The 18778-nt window shown below is 69.2% G+C and carries 20 protein-coding genes; 10 read left to right on the top strand and 10 right to left on the bottom strand.

Going from position 1 to position 18778, the window contains the following annotated elements; translation table 11 throughout:
- Positions 1-16 precede the first annotated feature (16 nt).
- Positions 17-439, top strand: a complete 423-nt coding sequence (locus JX552_RS13635; protein ID WP_205877888.1) for a nitroreductase family deazaflavin-dependent oxidoreductase — start codon at positions 17-19, stop codon at positions 437-439.
- A gap of 76 nt (positions 440-515) precedes the next feature.
- Here JX552_RS13635 and JX552_RS13630 read toward each other — a convergent pair whose 3' ends face one another.
- Complete coding sequence (locus JX552_RS13630; protein WP_205877887.1) at positions 516-1541, bottom strand: alcohol dehydrogenase catalytic domain-containing protein; 1026 nt, start codon at positions 1539-1541, stop codon at positions 516-518.
- A gap of 40 nt (positions 1542-1581) precedes the next feature.
- Between JX552_RS13630 and JX552_RS13625 the strand changes: the two genes are divergently transcribed.
- Together JX552_RS13625 and JX552_RS13620 are read left to right on the top strand one after the other, a co-directional pair.
- The gene (locus tag JX552_RS13625; RefSeq protein ID WP_205877886.1) at positions 1582-2148 is read left to right on the top strand and encodes a TetR/AcrR family transcriptional regulator; all 567 of its coding nucleotides are present in this window, start codon (positions 1582-1584) and stop codon (positions 2146-2148) included.
- A gap of 9 nt (positions 2149-2157) precedes the next feature.
- Positions 2158-2868, top strand: a complete 711-nt coding sequence (locus JX552_RS13620; RefSeq protein WP_205877885.1) for a trimeric intracellular cation channel family protein — start codon at positions 2158-2160, stop codon at positions 2866-2868.
- A gap of 6 nt (positions 2869-2874) precedes the next feature.
- Here JX552_RS13620 and nadC read toward each other — a convergent pair whose 3' ends face one another.
- From nadC to nadA, 3 genes are read right to left on the bottom strand one after another with little or no spacing between them, the layout of a single operon-like run.
- Complete coding sequence (gene nadC, locus JX552_RS13615; protein WP_205877884.1) at positions 2875-3732, bottom strand: carboxylating nicotinate-nucleotide diphosphorylase; 858 nt, start codon at positions 3730-3732, stop codon at positions 2875-2877.
- Positions 3729-5309, bottom strand: coding sequence for an L-aspartate oxidase (locus JX552_RS13610; RefSeq protein WP_205877883.1), 1581 nt, complete (start codon positions 5307-5309; stop codon positions 3729-3731). Before JX552_RS13610 ends, nadC begins: the two co-directional genes overlap by 4 nt.
- Entirely contained in the window at positions 5306-6409 is a 1104-nt protein-coding gene (nadA, locus tag JX552_RS13605; protein ID WP_241011032.1) for a quinolinate synthase NadA, read from the bottom strand. The genes JX552_RS13610 and nadA overlap by 4 nt, the downstream gene beginning before the upstream one ends.
- Before the next feature lie 48 nt (positions 6410-6457).
- On the opposite strand from nadA, the gene JX552_RS13600 reads away from it, so the two are divergent.
- Both JX552_RS13600 and JX552_RS13595 read left to right on the top strand, forming a co-directional pair.
- Entirely contained in the window at positions 6458-7162 is a 705-nt protein-coding gene (locus JX552_RS13600; RefSeq protein WP_205877882.1) for an NUDIX hydrolase, read from the top strand.
- Between the two features lie 212 nt (positions 7163-7374).
- The gene (locus tag JX552_RS13595; RefSeq protein ID WP_205877881.1) at positions 7375-8715 is read left to right on the top strand and encodes a lipase family protein; all 1341 of its coding nucleotides are present in this window, start codon (positions 7375-7377) and stop codon (positions 8713-8715) included.
- Here the strand turns inward: JX552_RS13595 and JX552_RS13590 are convergent.
- The 3 genes from JX552_RS13590 to bioB are packed head-to-tail and all read right to left on the bottom strand — an operon-like array spanning position 8712 to position 10664.
- Entirely contained in the window at positions 8712-9374 is a 663-nt protein-coding gene (locus tag JX552_RS13590) for a DUF2567 domain-containing protein (protein ID WP_205877880.1), read from the bottom strand. The genes JX552_RS13595 and JX552_RS13590 overlap by 4 nt on opposite strands.
- The gene (gene bsaP, locus JX552_RS13585; protein ID WP_205877879.1) at positions 9371-9598 is read right to left on the bottom strand and encodes a biotin synthase auxiliary protein BsaP; all 228 of its coding nucleotides are present in this window, start codon (positions 9596-9598) and stop codon (positions 9371-9373) included. The genes JX552_RS13590 and bsaP overlap by 4 nt, the downstream gene beginning before the upstream one ends.
- Positions 9599-9617: 19 nt before the next feature.
- Positions 9618-10664, bottom strand: a complete 1047-nt coding sequence (gene bioB, locus JX552_RS13580; protein WP_205877878.1) for a biotin synthase BioB — start codon at positions 10662-10664, stop codon at positions 9618-9620.
- A 186-nt stretch (positions 10665-10850) separates the two neighbouring features.
- Between bioB and JX552_RS13575 the strand changes: the two genes are divergently transcribed.
- The 5 genes from JX552_RS13575 to JX552_RS13555 all read left to right on the top strand — a co-directional run bounded on the left by JX552_RS13575 (position 10851) and on the right by JX552_RS13555 (position 16436).
- Complete coding sequence (locus tag JX552_RS13575; protein ID WP_205877877.1) at positions 10851-10994, top strand: hypothetical protein; 144 nt, start codon at positions 10851-10853, stop codon at positions 10992-10994.
- 113 nt (positions 10995-11107) lie between these two features.
- Positions 11108-12889 (top strand): hypothetical protein, encoded by a 1782-nt coding sequence (locus tag JX552_RS13570; RefSeq protein WP_205878426.1) that lies wholly within the window; start codon positions 11108-11110, stop codon positions 12887-12889.
- A gap of 4 nt (positions 12890-12893) precedes the next feature.
- On the top strand, positions 12894-13271 hold the full coding sequence (locus JX552_RS13565) for a cupredoxin domain-containing protein (RefSeq protein WP_205877876.1): 378 nt from the start codon (positions 12894-12896) through the stop codon (positions 13269-13271).
- The gene (locus JX552_RS13560; RefSeq protein WP_205877875.1) at positions 13268-14605 is read left to right on the top strand and encodes a hypothetical protein; all 1338 of its coding nucleotides are present in this window, start codon (positions 13268-13270) and stop codon (positions 14603-14605) included. The genes JX552_RS13565 and JX552_RS13560 overlap by 4 nt, the downstream gene beginning before the upstream one ends.
- A gap of 109 nt (positions 14606-14714) precedes the next feature.
- Complete coding sequence (locus tag JX552_RS13555) at positions 14715-16436, top strand: PE family protein (RefSeq protein WP_205877874.1); 1722 nt, start codon at positions 14715-14717, stop codon at positions 16434-16436.
- A 2-nt stretch (positions 16437-16438) separates the two neighbouring features.
- Here the strand turns inward: JX552_RS13555 and JX552_RS13550 are convergent, their stop codons facing one another.
- The 3 genes from JX552_RS13550 to JX552_RS13540 are packed head-to-tail and all read right to left on the bottom strand — an operon-like array spanning position 16439 to position 18773.
- Positions 16439-16957 (bottom strand): 2'-5' RNA ligase family protein, encoded by a 519-nt coding sequence (locus JX552_RS13550; RefSeq protein WP_205877873.1) that lies wholly within the window; start codon positions 16955-16957, stop codon positions 16439-16441.
- Positions 16957-17631: a dethiobiotin synthase gene (gene bioD / locus JX552_RS13545; protein WP_205877872.1), complete on the bottom strand. Its 675-nt coding sequence runs from the start codon at positions 17629-17631 to the stop codon at positions 16957-16959. Before bioD ends, JX552_RS13550 begins: the two co-directional genes overlap by 1 nt.
- Positions 17628-18773 (bottom strand): 8-amino-7-oxononanoate synthase, encoded by a 1146-nt coding sequence (locus JX552_RS13540; RefSeq protein WP_205877871.1) that lies wholly within the window; start codon positions 18771-18773, stop codon positions 17628-17630. Before JX552_RS13540 ends, bioD begins: the two co-directional genes overlap by 4 nt.
- Between the last annotated feature and the right edge of the window lie 5 nt (positions 18774-18778).

Raw genomic sequence — 18778 nt, 5'->3', positions numbered from 1 at the left:
TAAAAAGGAGCCAGCCATGTCTGCACGGGATCAGCACCCCAACAACGCCCCGGGCGTTCCGATGATCTTCCCGGTGTGGTTCGAGAACATCCAGGTCAAGTACCTCAACCCGGTGTTGAAGCCGATCGCCCGCTTCCTGCCCGGCACCGCGACCATCGAGCACCGCGGCCGCAAGTCGGGTAAGTGCTATCAGACGATCGTGACCACCTATCGCAAGGGCAATGTGTTGGCGATCGCACTGGGTCACGGCAAGACCGACTGGGTCAAGAACGTGGTCGCGGCCGGTGAGGCTGACGTGCACTATGCGCGCCAGACCGTGCACATCACGAACGCCCGGATCTTGCCCGCCGGCACCGACGGTCCGGAGGCGGAGGGTCTGCCCAAGATGGCGCGCACACAACTGCGCCGGATGGCCGTCTTCGTCGGCGATATCGCCTGAGTCCTGTTCGCCGAGCGTGCAATGGCGGCGGAAATTATGCCCGGCGACGCCGCCAGTTCATACTCGGCGCATCTCGTCAGCTCCGGACGAAGACCGTCTTGCCGGTCATCGCGGGCCAGGCTGCCGGCGCGTCCTCCCACGGCACGACGCGGTCGACGGCCGGCGACAGGTCGCAGCCGTCGGCCAGCAACGCCATCACCTGCGGAAGGGCGGCCCGGGCGTTGACCCGACCGGTGACGAACCGTACGCCGCGGGTGTAGAGCGCCAGCAACGCCATCTCGGTCGGCTCGTAGTAGATCCCGGTGTCGGTGCACACGCCGTCGGGCCAGGTCGCGCGTAGCGCGGCGGCCAGCAGCGCCGGGTCGCCCGACGTGTTCACCGTGACGGGATACGGATCCCACTCTTTGGCGGGCTTCGCCCGGTCGTGCACGGTCGCGCCCAACTTTTCGGCGGCCGACAAGCGGTGTGGATCGGTATCGACGTAGTCGACGTAGGCTCCCAGGGCAGCCGCGAAAGCCGCCGCGTACAGCCCGATCGATGCCCTGCCCACCACCAGCACGCGGCGATCCACCGGGTCCATGCGGGCAAGCTCGTCCGCGAATGGCGCAACCGTGCGCCAACCGTCGGGGATGTTGTCCGACAACGACGCGACGGCCACCGGATCGACGCCGTCCGGAACCGGGACGAGCATCGCGTCGGCATAGGGCACCGCTACCAGATCCGACATGAAGCCGCCCCCGTCCAACCCGGCAATGGGCCCCATGCCGTACATCGCCAGCAATGGCAGCGAGCCGCATGATCCGGTGACGCCGCGGCGACATTCGCCGCAAGTGCCGCAGTTGATCTGAAACGGCACGACGACGCGGTCACCCGCTCGCACGCCGGAGACGTCATCGCCGACCGCGACGACCTCGGCCAGCCCCTCGTGTCCGACGGCATACCCCGGCGGCAACGGCAACCGGCCCGCGCAGACGGCGACGTCGAGGTCGCAGCACGCCACCGCCAATGGCCGGACCAGCGCCTCCCCGGGCGCCGAAATCTGCAGGTCGGCGACCTCCCGCCACTCGTAACGGCCGCCGTCGGCGTGAATCAGTTGCCTCATCGCAACATTCTTGAGTGATCACTCAAGTAATGTCAAGACCATGCCGAGACCTGATCGCAGCCGCACCGCGCTCATCGACACCGCCGCCACCCTGTTCCGCCGCCAGGGGTACGCGGCAACGGGCCTGAACCAGATCCTCGAAGAGGCGGGTGTCAAACCGGGCTCGCTCTACCACCACTTCCCGCAGGGCAAACAGCAGCTGGCGGCGGCGGCGGTGACGACGGCCGGTTCAACCATCGAGCAACTGCTCCGCCAGCTGTTGTCCACCGACAGATCGGTGAGCGACATCGTCGAGCGCTGGTTAGACGTGCTGGCGGCCGGCCTGGCGGCTGACCCACGCGACGGCTGTCCGGTCGAGCCGTTGGCCACCGAGGCGGTACACGGCAGTCCGGCGGTGCGCGACGCCGCCGGCCGCGCATTCGCGGCCTGGTGCGCGACGATCACCGGGCGGCTGTGCCGGGACGGCTGGTCCGCGGCGCGTGCCGAGCAGACCGGACTGGTGGTGATATCGCTGATCGAGGGGGCGTTGATCCTGTCCCGCACCAGCGGCGACACGGCCGCACTCGAGGCGGCAAAGGCCGCAACACGCCTGCTCCTGACGGTTTAACGTAATGGCGTGACCGACACCGTTGGCGAATTCCTCCGGGTGATCGACCTGACCGGAGTGTTCGGCAACGCCATTCTGGGGGGACTCGTGGCCCGGGAGATGCACCTGGATCCGATCGGGTTCGCGGCGTTGGCGACGTTGTCCGGGCTGGGCGGCGGTTTGATCCGGGACACCCTGCTACAGCACGGGCCACCGATCGCACTCACCGACTACCTGTACGGGCTGGCCGTTCTCGCCGGCGCCGTCGTCGCCTTCCTCACTCCGGTGCACGACCGCGCATGGGCACTGGTGTTCCCGGTGGTCGATGCCCTGGCCCTAGGTTGCTGGGCAGCCGCCGGCGCCCAGAAGACGTTGCACGTCGGCTTGGGCTGGCTGCCGGCGATTCTGCTGGGCACCATCACCGCGGTGGGCGGCGGCGCACTGCGGGACCTGGCCGTGCGACGGACGCCACTGATCTTCGGCGGCAACACCCTCTATGCGACCTGCGCGGTGACCGCCAGCGTCGTGGCGGTGGCCTTCGACTATGTGGGGCGTGCGTCGGCGGGCATGGTGGTCGCGACGGTGGTCGGTGCCGGTTTCGTCCTGCTGGCCCGCTGGCGCGGCTGGCAACTGTGGACGGGGCTGGATTGGGACTATGACATCCAGCGGTCGCCGGGCAGGCTGCTGCCGCGTATCGCGGTACGCGTCAACAGGAGGCCGGCCCCGCCTCCGGAGCTTTAGCCGTACTCACATGTCCAGGCCGACGTCGAGGACCCGGACCGAGTGGGTCAGCGCCCCCACGGCGAGGTAATCCACCCCGGTCCCCGCATAGGTCTTGGCGGTTTCCAGACCGAGCCCGCCGGAGGATTCCAGCAGCACTTCGGGGGCGCGCGCGTCGCGGCGCTGCACGGCAATCTGCGTCTGCCACACCGGGAAGTTGTCCAGCAGGATCAACTCCGGCTGCTCCGCCAGCACCTCGTCGAGCTGCTCGAGCGAGTCCACTTCCACCTCGCAGGACAGCTCCGGCGCGGCAGCCCGCACCGCTCGGAGCGCCGCCACCACCGACCCCGCGGCAGCCACATGGTTGTCCTTGATCAACGCCGCGTCGCCCAGGCCCAACCGGTGGTTGACGCCGCCGCCGACCCGCACCGCGTACTTCTGCAGCGCCCGCAGCCCCGGCAAGGTCTTGCGGGTGTCGCGGATCTTGGCCCTGGTGCCCTCCACCGCGTCCACCCACGCCGCGGTCACCGTGGCGATGCCGGACAAGTGGCAGACCAGATTCAGCATGGTTCGTTCGGCCGTCAGCAGGCCCCGTGTCTCGGCCCGAACCGTCAACAACGGCTCACCCGGGCCCACCCGCGCGCCGTCTTCCACCCGGTGCAGCACCTGGTAGCCATCGCTGCCGACCACCTCGTCGAGCGCCAGCAAAGCCACGTCCACACCGGCGACAACCCCGGGCTCGCGCGGCACCATCGACGCGTTAGCCAGCGCGTCCGCCGACACCGTAGCCAGCGTGGTGGCGTCCGGTCCGTAGCGCAGGTCCTCGTCCAGGCCGCGCCGAATGGTCGCTATCGCATCAGCGCGCTCTGCGGCATCCAGCTTCATCTGCCAACCCCCGCCAGGGTCTCCACCTCGACCGAGCTGCCGTCGGCAGCCAGCCGCACCAGTGCGCTACGGGCCGGTTCGGTCCCAGTCGACGGATACTCGGCGCGGTGGTGGCAGCCGCGGCTCTCGGCGCGGGCCTGTGCGGCGGCCGTCACGGTGCGAGCGGCCAGAGTCAGAGCGACATCCTCGGCATCCTGACGGCACGTCACGGTGCGGCTGGGCGCGGTACTCAGCATGTCGGCCAACCGGTGCAACCCGTCGGCGTCACGCACCACCGAAGCGTCCCGGCTCATCGCCTGTTGCAGGTCGCCGCGCCGCGGCGCGGTACGCCGGACCGGCTCGGGCATCTTGGCACGCGGGCATCCCGTGGCCACCGCATGCGCGGCCGCGGCCTGTCCGGCCCGTCCGCCGACCACCAGCCCCTCCAGCAGGCTGTTGGAGGCCAGGCGATTGGCGCCGTGCATTCCGGTGCGGGCCACCTCCCCCGCCGCGTACAGACCGGGCAGCTCGGTGTGGCCGTACACATCGGTGACCACACCACCGCAGCTGTAGTGCGCGCCCGGGACGATCGGGATCGGCTGGCGGACCGGGTCGATGCCCGCGGCCCGGCAAGCGGCGGTGACGGTCGGGAATCGCGAGGCGAAGCCCGCGATACCCCGGGCGTCGAGGTACGCGCACATGTCGCCGGTCGCCTTCAACCGATCGTCGATGGCGGCCGCGACCACATCGCGTGGAGCCAGGTCCCCCATTGGATGCACCCCCGCGGTGATCGAATTGCCTTGACTGTCAAGCAGGATTGCGCCCTCGCCGCGGATGGCCTCGGTGATCAGCGGCCGCCGGCCCTGAGCGCCGGGAACGAAGAGCATGGTGGGGTGGAACTGGATGAACTCCAGATCGCTGACCGCCAGACCGGCCCACAACGCCAGCGCGATGCCGTCGCCGGTGGATCCGTTCGGGTTGGTGGTGGCGCTGTAGAGATGACCGAGGCCGCCCGTGGCCAGGATCGCCGACGGTGCGCTGATGATGCCGGCGCCGTCGGGCCGGGACACCAGGACCCCGGTCACGCCCGCGTCGTCGTGCAGGACCTGCAGCGCCACATGGCTGCTGCGGATGTCCAGCGTGCGGGCAGCGCGGTCGAGTGTGCGCTGCACTTCGGCTCCGGTCGCATCGCCCCCGGCGTGCACCACCCGTCGCCGGGAGTGGCCCCCTTCGCGGGTCACGTCCCAGGTGCCGGGTACGGCTTCGTCGAATCGTGCTCCGTCACCGACCAATTGGGTGACGGCGCGGTACCCGTCGGCGACGATCGAGTACACGGCGTCGGGGTCGCAGAGGCCCGCGCCGGCCGCCAGCGTGTCGCCCACGTGGGCGTCGATGGAATCGTCGTTATCGGGCAACACCACCGCGATGCCACCCTGGGCATAGTGGGTCGCGGTGACGCCACGCGTTGCAGCCGCCTTGTTCAGGACGACGACACGCGCCCCGGCACGGTGGGCGGCTAGGCCCGCGGCCAGGCCGGCCACACCCATGCCGATGACGACGACATCGGCATTGTCGCGCCACACCGGACGGGTGCTCATTCGCCACCGCCGGGCTGGCCGATCGCGATCATGCGCTGCACGCTGCGCTTTCCTGCCGCCGCGACGTCCGGATCGACGTGGACCTCGTCGGCGCCTTCCACCAGGCACCGCAACAAGGCGGCGGGGGTGATCATCTTCATGTACTTGCACGAGGCCCGGTCGTTGACCGCTTGGAAGTCGACGTCCGGCGCCGCCCTGCGTAGCTGGTGCAGCATGCCGACCTCGGTGGCCACCAGCACCTTGCGGGCGCGGGTCTGGTGCGCGGCGTCGAGCATCCCGCCGGTGGACAGGATCTTGACCCGCTCGGCCGGGACGGCGCCCTCCCCCGCCAGATAGAGAGCCGAAGTGGCGCAACCACATTCGGGGTGCACGTACAGCTCGGCGTCAGGATTGGCGCGAGCACGCTCGGCGAGCTCGTCGCCGTTGATGCCGGCGTGCACATGGCATTCGCCGGCCCACACGTGCAGGTTCTGCCGGCCGGTCACCCGCCGCACGTGCGCGCCCAGGAACTGGTCCGGGCAGAACAGCACCTCGCGGTCGGGGTCGATGGAGGCGACGACGTCGACGGCGTTCGACGACGTGCAGCAGATGTCGGTGAGTGCCTTGACCTCCGCCGTGGTGTTGACGTAGGAGACGACGACGGCGTCAGGGTGCTCGGCCTTCCACGCACGCAGGTCGTCGGGCGTGATCGAGTCCGCCAGCGAGCATCCGGCCCGCTGGTCGGGAATGAGCACCGTTTTGTCCGGGCTGAGGATCTTGGCGGTCTCGGCCATGAAGTGCACGCCGCAGAACACGATGGTGTCCTCCGGCGCCTCCGCGGCGATCCGCGACAGCGCCAGCGAGTCTCCGACGTGATCGGCGACATCCTGGATAGCCGGCAGCTGGTAGTTGTGGGCCAGCACGGTGGCACCGCGCAAGCGCGCCAGCCGACGTATCTCGGCTGCCCACTGCGCGTCGCCGTCGACTCCGGAGAAGCCGGTGGGCGTTTTGACGATGCGGGCCGACAGCTCGTCGCCAATGGCGCCGACCCCCGGCGCCCGGCCTCGCCGCGCTTGCGATCGCCCCTCGGCGAGCGTGTCCATGCGATTCAAGACCGTCATGGTCGGCTCCTTTCGCACTCAGGAGGTTTTCGACTTACAATCGAAAACATGCCCCATGGTAGCACCGCCCACGAAGTGCTCGCCGTCGTGTTCCAGGTTCGTTTGGTTACCGATGGCCCTCGTACCGGAAAACCGCAGCTGAACGTGTTGTTATGGCAGCGTGCCCAGGATCCGCAACGCGGCGCGTGGTCGCTACCGGGCGGACAGCTGCGCAACGACGAGGACATGACCACCTCGGTGCGTCGCCAACTCGCGGAGAAGGTCGACCTGCGCGAGTTGTCCCATCTGGAGCAGTTGGCGGTGTTCTCCGATCCACAGCGGGTGCCGGGCGTGCGGATGATCGCTTCGACGTTCCTGGGCCTGGTGCCCTTGCCGGCCACTCCCGAACTGCCCTCGGACACCCGTTGGCATCCGGTCAGCGCGCTGCCGCCGATGGCCTTCGACCACGGGACCATGGTGGCCCACGCCCGCACCCGCCTGGTGGCCAAGATGTCCTATACGAATATCGGCTTTGCCCTGGCACCGAAGGAATTCGCATTGTCCACACTGCGCGACATCTATGGTGCGGCGCTGGGTTACCAGGTCGACGCGACCAATCTGCAGCGCGTGCTGGCCCGTAGGAAAGTCATCACAGCCACAGGGACCATCGCCCAGTCCGGCCGCAGCGGCGGCCGCCCGGCCGCGCTGTACCGCTTCACTGACTCCCAATTGCGGGTCACCGACGAATTTGCCGCTCTGAGGCCACCCGGATAGGGCCCACAATGGATTGTGACGAGCGGCACGCGGCGCTGTTTTAGGCGTGTCGATGGTTTGTACAGTAGTTTGTATAAGAGTTGGATAAGGCGAAATAAGATTCTAGTAAGAGGCGCTGGCCGCGATGAGCAGCCGGCGCCGCATTGTGACCAGCCTGACCGCGACCCAGGATCGGCACCGAGGGCGCGACGAGGGCCATGAAGGGAGCCTTGATGGTGGAGCTTGCGAAGCTGGGTGGCGAAACCGGGGCGGACTGGATCGGGCGGCCTCCGCACGAGGAGTTGCAGCGCAAGGTGCGCCCGCTGCTCCCCGCCGACGACCCGTTCTACCAACCTCCCGCCGGCTTCCAGCACGCCGCACCAGGCACCGTGCTGCGTTCCCGCGACGTCGAACTGGCCTTCATGGGGCTCATCCCGCAGTCCAGCAAGGCAACCCAGCTGCTGTACCGGACGACCGACATGAACGGCAATCCCGAGGCGACGGTGACGACGGTTTTGCTGCCAAAGGAAGTCGCACCCGGCAAGACCATGCCGCTGCTGTCCTACCAGTGCGCCATTGACGCAATCTCTTCGCGGTGCTTCCCCTCCTATGCCCTGCGGCGCCGCGCCAAGGCCGTCGGCTCACTGGCCCAGCTGGAACTGCTGCTGATCAGTGCCGCCGTCGCCGAAGGGTGGGCGGTGTCGGTACCTGACCACGAGGGCCTGCACGGGCTGTGGGGCACCCCGTACGAGCCCGGATACCGCGTGCTGGACGGACTGCGGGCCGTGCACAATTCGGAGCGGCTCGCCGTGCCGGCATCCGCGCCGATCGGCCTGTGGGGCTATTCCGGTGGCGGCTTGGCCAGCGCGTGGGCCGCAGAGATGTGCGGCGAGTACGCGCCCGAACTCGACATCGTCGGTGCGGTGCTGGGATCACCCGTCGGCAACTTGGGCAACACCTTCAAGCGACTGAACGGCAGCCTGCTTGCGGGCCTGCCCGCGATGGTCGTGGCGGCACTGACCCACGCCTACCCCGACCTCGACGCGGTGATCAAGGAACACGCCAACGAAGACGGACTGGCCATGCTCGAGAGCATGGAGCGGATGACCACCGCGGAAGCGGTGATCTCGATGGCTAAGAAGAACATGGCCGACTACCTGGACGAGCCGCTGGAGGACATCCTGGCCACCCCCGCGGTGACGCACGTCTTCGACAGCACCACCCTGGGCGTCGCGGTGCCGACACCGCCGGTGCTGATCGTGCAGGCCGTGCACGACTACCTCATCGGCGTCGACGACATCGACGCGCTGGCCGACACGTACTCGGCAGGCGGCGCCGACGTCACCTACCACCGCGACGCGTTCAACGAGCACATGCTGCTGCACCCGCTGTCGTCTCCGATGGCGCTGCGCTGGCTCATCGACCGGTTCGCCGGTCGCCCCATCACCGACCACCTCATCCGGACCACCTGGCCCACCATGTTCAATCCGATGACCTACGCCGGTATGGCACGCCTGGGCGTGATTGCGGCCAAGGTCATCACCGGCCGCAAGATCCACCGGCGTCCGCTCTAGGGGACTGTCGGATTGGCGGGAGCGGGCGGCACCACAGGCGGCCGCGGGTCGACCGGCGGATAGCCGCCCAGGTCGTCGCGCACGGTGCCGGTCGCCGCGAACGCATAGATCAGGGCGGCCGTGGCCGTCGGCGAGAGCAGCGTAGCGGCGATCTGCAGCGGCAGGTGACCGAAGAACACCGGTGGCGCCTGTCTGACGTAGGTCACGTTGTGGTCACCGGAGGCAAGCGCGACCGTGTCGAAGTTCAGCGCACCGTAGCGCAGTAGAACCAGTAGCGCTCCCACGCCCGCGGCGGCCGCGGCGGCTCCGATCAGGCCCAACGTGAGCGCCGCGACCATTTGCGGCCCCCGATGGTCACGCCACTGCCAGACAGCCACGGCGGCCACCACCGCTAGCACGCCGAGCAGACCGAGCAACATGAACGGCGCTACGAAGAAGTTCTGCGATTCGCTGCCCAGGTAGTCGTGCACCCGCTCGCCCTTGCGGCTCACCGCCACCACGGCGTGAATCGGCGGGGCGATCCACGCCCACAGGGCGCCCACCAGGACCCCGCAGGCGCTCAGCACGAGCACCACGGTGACCAGCGCGCGATTGCGGGACGTGCGCGGCCGCCGCTCGACGTTCCCCGGAACTTCCGGAACCGCGGTCACCTCAGTCATCGCTGCGCCTCCAGGTCGGCCGAGTCCACCTGTCCGTGCCGGGAACAGCGCGCCCACCAGCCGTCGGGACGGACCTGCACGATCATCCGGCGCCCGCACTCGGCGCAGAAGCGGGGCGGCTCCAGCCCCAGCTGAGCCGCGGTGGGCGTGACCGTGCCGGCCGGCTCTCCGGTGTAGACGTTGTAGGCACCGGATCCGATCGGAGCCTTGAGGTTTCCCGCCACGCTTCTCTTTCTACGACTTCTACAAGCTCGCGTTGAGCGCCTTGAGCGGCATCTGCAGGTCGTCGAGCAGTTGCAGGTCGGCTTCGGCAGGACGGCCCAGCGTGGTCAGGTAGTTGCCGACGATCACGGCGTTGATGCCGCCAAGAATTCCCTGCTTGGCACCCAGGTCGCCGAGGGTGATCTCGCGGCCACCGGCGAACCGCAGCATGGTCCGCGGCAACGCCAGCCGGAACGCGCCGACCGCTTTGAGCGCTTCGCTGGCCGGCAACACCTCCAGATCGCCGAACGGGGTGCCCGGGCGCGGGTTGAGGAAGTTCAGCGGCACCTCGTGCGGGTCGAGTTCGGCCAGCTCGGCGGCGAATTCCGCGCGCTGCTCCAGCGTCTCGCCCATGCCCAGAATTCCGCCGCAGCACACCTCCATACCCGCCTCGCGCACCATCGACAGGGTTTGCCAGCGCTCTTCCCAGGTGTGCGTGGTGACGACGTTGGTGAAGAACGAACGGGCCGTCTCCAGGTTGTGGTTGTAGCGGTGCACTCCCATGGCCGCCAGTCGCTCGACCTGTTCAGCGTTAAGCATCCCCAGGGAGCACGCGATGTGGATCTCCACCTCGTTGCGAATCGCTTCGATGCCGGCGGCGACCTGCGCGAGCAGCCGCTCGTCGGGCCCGCGCACGGCGGCCACGATACAGAATTCGGTGGCGCCCGACTTGGCCGTCTGCTTGGCCGCCTCGACCAGGCTGGGGACGTCCAGCCAGGCGCTGCGCACCGGTGACTGGAACAGGCCCGACTGCGAACAGAAGTGGCAGTCCTCCGGACAGCCACCGGTCTTGAGGCTGATGATGCCTTCGACCTCGACCTCGGGACCGCACCAGCGCATCCGCACCTCGTGGGCCAGCGCAAGCAGTTCTTCCAGCCGGTCGTCCGGCAGTTGCAGGACCCGCAGCACCTGGTCCTTCGTCAAGCCCTCGCCACGCTCCAGCACCTGCTCGCGGGCGACGGTCAAAATGTCGATCTCGGTGCCATCCTGGCCGGTGTCGCTGATCGGTCGAGTTGGCGCTTGAGTCACCGGGTACCCCCTGTTTGGTTGATCGCGTCCGAGCACGGTCGGACCACATCTGCGTTCCAGGGCCGCGTGTTCGTGGCAGCCCGAATGAAATCTGTTCAGGTTAGGGTAACGGGCGCCGCGTCGACGGATGGCGTCCGGGCGTGCCGATCGCCGATACGACGTCGCCCGGGAGGGTATGGATCCATCATGAGCAATCCGCCCGTCACCTATCTGGCCGACCACGGGATATGGCTGGCCATCCCCGCGTTTCTGCCGGCGCTGATCGTCGCGGGAGTGGTTTTGTATGTCGCAATGCGCAATCGGCGAAATTCGGGCAAAAAGCAGGATTGACCAGCCCGTCGGGTGGGCATTACAGGTTCGTCCTAGTCAGCCGTGCGCAACGGGAGGCGGTCGCGGTGGAATTGACAGTTGTTGCAGAGGCTCCGGCGGCGCGCGGCGCTGAATTGAGCCAAGTCATCGGGCTTTCGGTGGCCGCGCTGGTCATCACTTTGATCATGCTGGCCATCGGCTATGCGCATCGCACCCGTCGCATCAGCTGGTTGGAGCGGTTCGCCGACTGGCTTGGAGTCAAGTTCCGGCGCCCGTCCTGGGTGGCGCTGCCGGTGCTGGTGTACACCACGTCGATCATCTGTGCGCTGTTCGGATTTATCTGGGACGTCAGCTGGCATATTGGCGAAGGCCGTGATCCTGGCCCACTGGCCAATCCTGCGCACTACTTCATCATCATCGGCCTGTTCGGCATCTTCCTGGGCGGCATGATCGCGATCGTGCTGCCGTTCGACGAGCCGGGCCCGGCGCCGGTGCGCATCACCGAGAACTGGCACGCGCCGGTCGGTGGCATATTGATGGCCGGCTGCGGGATGTACGCACTGTTCGGCTTCCCACTCGATGACGTCTGGCACCGCATCTTCGGCCAGGACGTCACGCTGTGGGGTCCAACCCACCTGATGATGATCGGCGGCGCCGGTCTCTCCCTGTTCTCGGTGCTCATGCTGGAGTACGAAGGCGGCCGCGCTCTGCCGGATGCGCCGCCCGAGAAGCCGTTCGTGCGGTTCCTGCGTTACCTGTCCTGCGGCGGGCTGCTGATCGGGTTGTCGGTCTACCAGATCGAATACGACTTCGGTGTCCAGCAGTTCCGCCTGGCCTTCCACCCCATGATGATCGCCGGCGTGGCATCGCTGGCTCTGGTCGTGGCCCGGATGACGCTGGGCAAGGGCGCGGCGATCATCGCCGCTCTGTTCGCCATTGCCCTGCGGGGTGCGGTGGCGTTCACTGTCGGCCCGGTGCTGGGGGCCCCGATCAACTGGTTCCCGCTCTACCTGGGTCCGGCGCTGGTGGTCGAGCTGCTGGCCCTCACCCCCCTGTTCAAACGCCCCATCGTCTTCGGCGCCGTGGCCGGCCTGCTGGTGGGTACCGTCGGCCTCTGGCTCAGTTCCCTGTGGGTCGGCGCGGTGTACCACTACCCATGGCCGACCAGCATGTGGGGCGAGGCTCTGGCCATGTCGGTGCCCGTCGCGGTGATGATGGGCCTGTGCGGGGTGCTGACCGGGATGGTGCTCACCGGGCAACCCCTGCCCCGTCGCGCGATCGGGATCTCGATCGTCGCTGCGACCGTCGTCGTGATCGGCGGCGCGGTGGCCAACGGGCTGCACATCAACATCCCGAGCAAGAACACCGCAACCATCAAGCTCACCGAACTGCCCAGCGAGCCCGGGAAACAGATGGTGTCCGCGGATGTTCAGATCAACCCGCCCGACCTGATCAAGGACGAGCCCGACTGGGTGTCGATCACGTCCTGGCAGGGGAAGATGGTCAACGACCGCGGCCTGCTCATCGATCGGCTGCAACGGGTCGGTCCCGGGCATTACCGCAGCACCGAACCCATCCCCGTCTGGGGTTCATGGAAGACACTCCTGCGTGTGCAAGACGGCTACACGATGACCGCCGTGCCGATCTACGCCCCAGCCGACGAAGCGATCCCGGCTCCCGAGATCCCGGCCCAGCCCGTGATCACCCGCCCGTTCGTCCTGGAGAACACGATCCTGCAGCGCGAACGCGACCCGAACGCGCCCGAGTGGCTGTTCACCGCCGGCTCGATACTGGTGCTGGTCTTCACCCTGATGGTGATCGCGGCCCTGACGTGGGGCGCCGGTCGCATCAACGGCGAGACGACCAAGCCCCGGCGAGCGGAGGAGGAAGCCCATCCCCTCCCCCGGGCGGCATGAATCGATGACGGGACGCATTCTCGCCGCCGTCTGGGCGGCGATACTGACCTGCGCGATGGTCGGCTGCGGTGGCAGTTCGCAACGTAGCGCACCGACTAGTAGCGCGGCCGGCCCCGCGCTGACGATCGAGGTCACCATCGCCGACGGCCGGGTGACTCCGACGAACGCCACGCTGCAGGCCAATGTGAAGGAACAGGTCACACTGCGGATCACCAGCGACGTGACCGACGAGCTGCATGTGCACTCGGTGCCCGATCACAAGTTCGAGGTCGCCGCCGCCCCCAACCAGACGTTTCAGTTCAGCGTCGACGTGCCCGGCAACGTCGACGTCGAGCTGCACCACCTCAAGCGCACGATCGCCACCATTCAAATCCAGCCGTGACCAGCGCAGGGGCAGTGCTGGCGCACGGCCTCGGCGGATCGAACGATCTCCCGGTCCCCTACACGTTTGCGCTGATCGGTGCGGCGTGGGCGCTGACCTTCACCTTCGCGCTGGTGGCCCTGGCCTGGAAGCGGCCGCGGTTCGATCCGGCCAAGCCCGGACGCGCCCTGCCGGCTGTGGTGACGACGCTGGTCGACGCGCGCCTCACGCGCTGGCTGGTGGCGGGTCTGGCGTTGGTGTTCGCGGCGTGGGTGCTGCTAACGGGGGTGTTCGGCCCGCAGACCCAGGCCAACGGCCTCCTTGGCGCGTTCTACGTGCTGCTGTGGGTCGGGCTGGTTGCGCTGTCGCTGGTTTTCGGGCCGGTGTGGCGGGTCGTTTCGCCGGTCCGGACCGTGTACGTCGTGCTGCGGCGGTGTCTGCCGCAGCGGTTGCGCCGGTCCCGCTTCACCTACCCCGAGAGCTGGGGTTACCGTCCGGCTGCCCTCGGGTTGTTCGCGTTCGTCTGGATGGAGTTGGCCAGTCCCGATTCGGCCTCGGTGTTCGCGGTGAAGATCTGGCTGCTGGCCTACAGCGTCGCGCTGCTGGCCGGGGCGTGCCTGTGCGGGCAGCGCTGGCTGGCGCGGGTCGACCCGTTCGGCGTCTACAGCATGGCGGTGTCCCGGCTGTCGCCGTTCTGGCGTAATCGCGAGACCGGGAAGATCGTGCTCGGCAATCCCTTCGACCATCTGCCGTCACTGCCGGTGCGGCCCGGCGTGGTGATGGTGCTGGCGGTGCTCCTGGGCTCCACGGCGTTCGACAGCTTCTCCGCCTCGCCGACGTGGCGCGACTTCGCCGACGGGGTCGCCCGCGGTGCCCACGAGGTGCCGGAGACGGGCACGTCGTCGGCATTGCGCACCGCTGGCCTCATTGTGTTCATTTCCGTTGTGGCACTGACTTTTTCATTCGCGGCCAAGGCCACCGGCGGAGTGGACGCCGCGCAGCGCCGGGCGTTGCCCGGTCAGATGGCGCACTCGCTGATCCCGATCGTGGTCGGCTACATCTTCGCCCACTATCTGACCTACCTGGTGGAGCGCGGCCAGCAGGCCGTGATCGCGCTGGCCGACCCGCTCAGCAGGGACTGGCATGTCGCCTACATCCTGTCGATGCACCCCGCGGTGCTGTCCACCATCAAAGTGACCTGCGTGGTTACCGGGCACATCGTGGCGGTCATCGCCGCGCACGACAAGGCCTTGCGGTTGCTGCCGCCCGCGCATCAACTCACCGGGCAGCTCACCATGATGCTGGTCATGGTCGGCTACACCTTCATGGGCCTGTACCTGCTGTTCGGGGGGTAGTCAGCCCGAAAACACCACTTCAGCGCAGGATCGGCAGCTACAGTTCACTCTCTGAATCCCCTCGAAGCCACCGCGGCTTGCGGCTTCGTATGACCGCTGGGAGTACGTGATGTCGTTTCTAAGTGCAGCGCCCGACGTGATAGCGGCGGCAGCAGCAGACTTGACCAGCATTGAGTCGACGCTCAGCACGGCCAACGCCGCAGCGACATCGTCGACGACGACGATCGTGACCGCGGCTGCCGACGACGTGTCGACGGCGATTGCCGCCGCGTTCGGCGCGCACGCCCAGCAATATCACGAGGTCAGCGCCAAGGCCGCGGCATTTCACGCCCAGTTCGCCCGCGCCCTGTCCGCCGGCGGCAACCTGTACGCCGCGGCTGAGGCCGCTAATGCCTCGCCCCTCCAGGCGGTCCTGGATGTGGTCAACGCGCCGGCCCGGGCCCTGCTGGGACGCCCACTGATCGGTGACGGAAACAACGGCGCAACGCCGGGCCAGGCCGGCGAGGCGGGCGGGCTGCTCTTCGGCAACGGCGGTAATGGCGCGTCTGGCGGAGCGGGCCAGCGCGGCGGCAATGGCGGGGCCGCCGGACTCCTGGGCAATGGCGGTGTTGGGGGCGCTGGCGGGAGCAGCGCGCCGGGCGGTACCGGCGGCAGCGGCGGTTTGCTATACGGCAACGGTGGGTCCGGCGGCGCTGGCGGGGCCGCCACCGTGGCCGGCGGTTACGGCGGCAACGGCGGCGCCGGCGGCAACGCCGGCGTGTTGTTCGGCAACGGCGGGGCCGGCGGCGCGGGCGGCCAAGGCGCGACCGGCACGAGCGGCAATCCCCTTCCCGCTACACCCGTCGGCCAGGCGGCGACTGGCGCCAACGGCACTGACAGCTCTTCTGGCCCGGCGAGCAACGGGCAGGATGGCGCTGCGGGTAACGCGACCGGTGTAACCGGAGGCGACGGCGGCCGAGGAGGCTATAGCGGTGAAGCGGGCATCGTCAACGCCTTCGCCGGCAATGGCGGTGCCGGCGGGCTCGGCGGACCCGGTGCACCCGGCGGCCACGGCGGCGCAGGGGGCTATGCAGTTGACTTGGCCGGTACCGGCACGGCGATCGCGGGTAACGGTGGTGCCGGCGGGTCCGGCGGCGCGGGCGCGACCGGCGGAGACGGCGGAAATGGCGGTGGGGGTTACTCCGCTAACCCATTGAGTTCCTCCGGCACCGGGGGCGCGGGTGGCACCGGGGGCACCGGCGCCGCGGGCGGCAACGGAGGCACGGGCGGCCCGAGTGCGATGTTCGATCCATTCGGGGATCCGAATCTCATCTTCGGTGGCGCGGGTGGCAGGGGCGGTACCGGCGGCGTCGGCGCGGCGGGTGGCACCGGTGGTTCCGGCGGGGTCGGCGGTGCTGGTGGTCATGGCGGGCTGTTGTTCGGCGACGGTGGTGGTGGCGGCGCCGGCGGACTTGCCGGCGACGGGGGCGCCGGCGCTTCTGGCGGCCACGGCGGTACCGGCGGTCAGGGCGGCGCTGACAGTGGCATCTTTCCCGGAGCCGGTGTCGGTGTCGGAGGCAACGGCGGCGACGGAGGCAACGGCGGCGACGGAGGCAACGGCGGCGACGGAGGCAACGGCGGCAACGGCGGCGCGGGCGGCGCCGGTGGACTGTTCGGCCACTCGGGCGGATTCGGCGCCGGCGGCGCTGCCGGCCACGGCGGTGGGGTAGGACTCGGCGGCGACGGGGGTGCAGCAGGCACGAAGGGCACCGGTGGCGCGGATGGACAGGTCGGCCAAAAGGGCGCCGACGGCGTACCGGGTGCGGTCGGCAAGCCCGGCCAACCCGGCTGACGTCAGCCGATCGGGTACTCGACGCGCTGGTCGCCATCCCAGCGGCGCAATCCGGCGAAGCAGCCCTCGAACTGCGCCGGCCGGCCCGCTATCGCCAGCGCCGCGCCCAGATGCGCGACGTCCATTCGGCGGGCCAGCGTGACGTGCGCGGTCCACTGTCCGGGCAGGCTGTTGGCCATCGGCTCCGGGACCAGGTGCGGGCCGCACAGCCGATGTACCTCGGCGTGCAGGTCCAGCAGGGCGCGCGACGGCACGATCAACCGGGTGAATACGACGTTGGCCCGGCCGAACAACACGGGTGCGCCGATCACGCAGCGCACCGGCAGCTCGCGCGCCACCGGAATCAGCAGTTCGTCGACGTCAGGGGCGATGCGTTGCGCGACCGCGACCGTCACATGCGGCCGTCCGGGCGGAATCCGGATGGCCAGCCCCGCCTTTTTCAACGCGCCCAGGTCGTCCCACATGCGCCGCAGCACGGCCTCGGTGTCGGGGTCGAAGAGCAGCTCGATGGAATGTGCCATCAGGACACCAGGGACCGCACCCAGTCAGCGTCGAACGCCGCCGCGCTGACGGCCGCGAAGTCACCGGCGACGCTGGCTTGCGCCGGAAGCACCGCACGCACGGGCGCCAGCGCTTGCAGTGCCGACCGATTGGAGGACTCGACCAAACCTGGCTGAGCCGGCCAGCTGCCGATCACCACGCCGGCACACGGAATCCCCCGTACGGCAAGCGCTTCCAGCGTGAGCGCCGTGTGGTTGAGGGTGCCCAGGCCGGCCCGGGCCACCACCAGCGCGGTCGCGCCGAGGTCGACGGCGAGATCTCGCAGGGTGACACCCCCGGCGGCGAGTTCAACCAGTAGTCCGCCGGCACCCTCCACCAACGTCAACCGTCCCGGCCGGTCCAGCCCACGGATCAGGCGCAGCACGTCCTCGCGGCGGGGCAGCGACATGCCGGCCTGCTCGGCCGCGGCCACCGGCGACATGGGCAGCGGATAGCGCGCCAAGCCGGCCAGTTCGGTGACACCGGACAGCCGGCCCACCTCGGCGAGGTCGTCGTCGCCATCGGCGGTGCCGGTCTGGGCGGGCTTACACACCGCCACATCGATGTCGAGGCGGCGCGCACGCGACGCCAGCGCGGCAGTCGCGATCGTCTTTCCGACGCCGGTATCGGTCCCGGTGACGACCAGGATGGTCAACGCCGGACGCCCGACAGCACGTCAGCGAGCACGCGCCGCGCCAGGTCGAGTTCGTCGGCGCTCAGGGAGGCGCGCGCGGTGAGTCGCAGCCGCGAGGTCCCGGCGGGCACCGTCGGAGGCCGGAAGCAACCCACCCTGACACCGGCGTCCAGGCAGGCTGTCGCGGCGGCCAGCGCCACCTCGGGATCGCCGAGGATCACCGACACCACTGCCGACTGCGGAACCTCGGCGACACCACAGGCCCGCGCCAGTTCGGCCGCGTGGCCGAGTACCGCCGCAGGCCGCCAGGGCTCCCCCTTGAGCAGCCGCAGCGCCGCCAGCGCGGCGCCGACCGCGGCGGGCGCCAAGCCGGTGTCGAAGATGAACGGCCGCGCCGCGTCGATCAGATGAGCCCGCACCTCGGCCGGTCCAAGGACCACGCCGCCCTGACTACCCAGAGCCTTAGACAACGTCGTGGTGACGACCACGTCGGGCGAACCAGCCAGCCCGACCTCGTGCAGCAGGCCGCGCCCACCGCCACGCACCCCGAAACCGTGCGCCTCGTCCACGATCAGCAACGCGCGATGGCGCCGGCACACGTCGTGCAGCTCGCGCAGCGGCGCCAGCGCCCCGTCGGCACTGAACACCGAGTCGGTGATGACGACGGCGCGCTCCTCGTCGCGCGATCCCAGCGCGGCGTCGACGGCAGCCACGTCGCGGCTTGGCGTCACCACCACCCGCGCCCGGGACAACCGGCAGGCGTCGACCAGCGAGGCGTGCGAATGAGCATCGGACACCAGCAGCGAGCCGGGGCCGGACAGACTGACGACGGCGCCCAGATTGGCGGTGTAGCCGGAGGAGAACACCAGACCCGCGGCGGCGCCGACGTAGTCGGCAAGCTCGGCCTCGAACTGCGCGTGCAACTCGGTGTCTCCGGTGACCAGGCGCGACCCCGTGGCACCGGCACCCCACACACGCAGGGCCTGGACGCCGCCATCGATGACATCGGGATGTTGGGACAGTCCGAGGTAGTCGTTGGAGGCCAGGTCGAGTTCGGTGCTCACCGGCGACCGCGGCCGCAGGGAACGGCGCAGCCCGGCCTGACGGCGCTGGATCTCCACCCCTTCCAGCCAGGCCAACGGGGACGTCTCGGTTGACTTCATCGGTG

Source organism: Mycobacterium gordonae (genome assembly GCF_017086405.1).
Taxonomy (GTDB): domain Bacteria; phylum Actinomycetota; class Actinomycetes; order Mycobacteriales; family Mycobacteriaceae; genus Mycobacterium; species Mycobacterium gordonae_D.
Note: the sequence above shows the minus strand (reverse complement) of the source record. Positions and strands in the feature narration are given on the sequence as shown.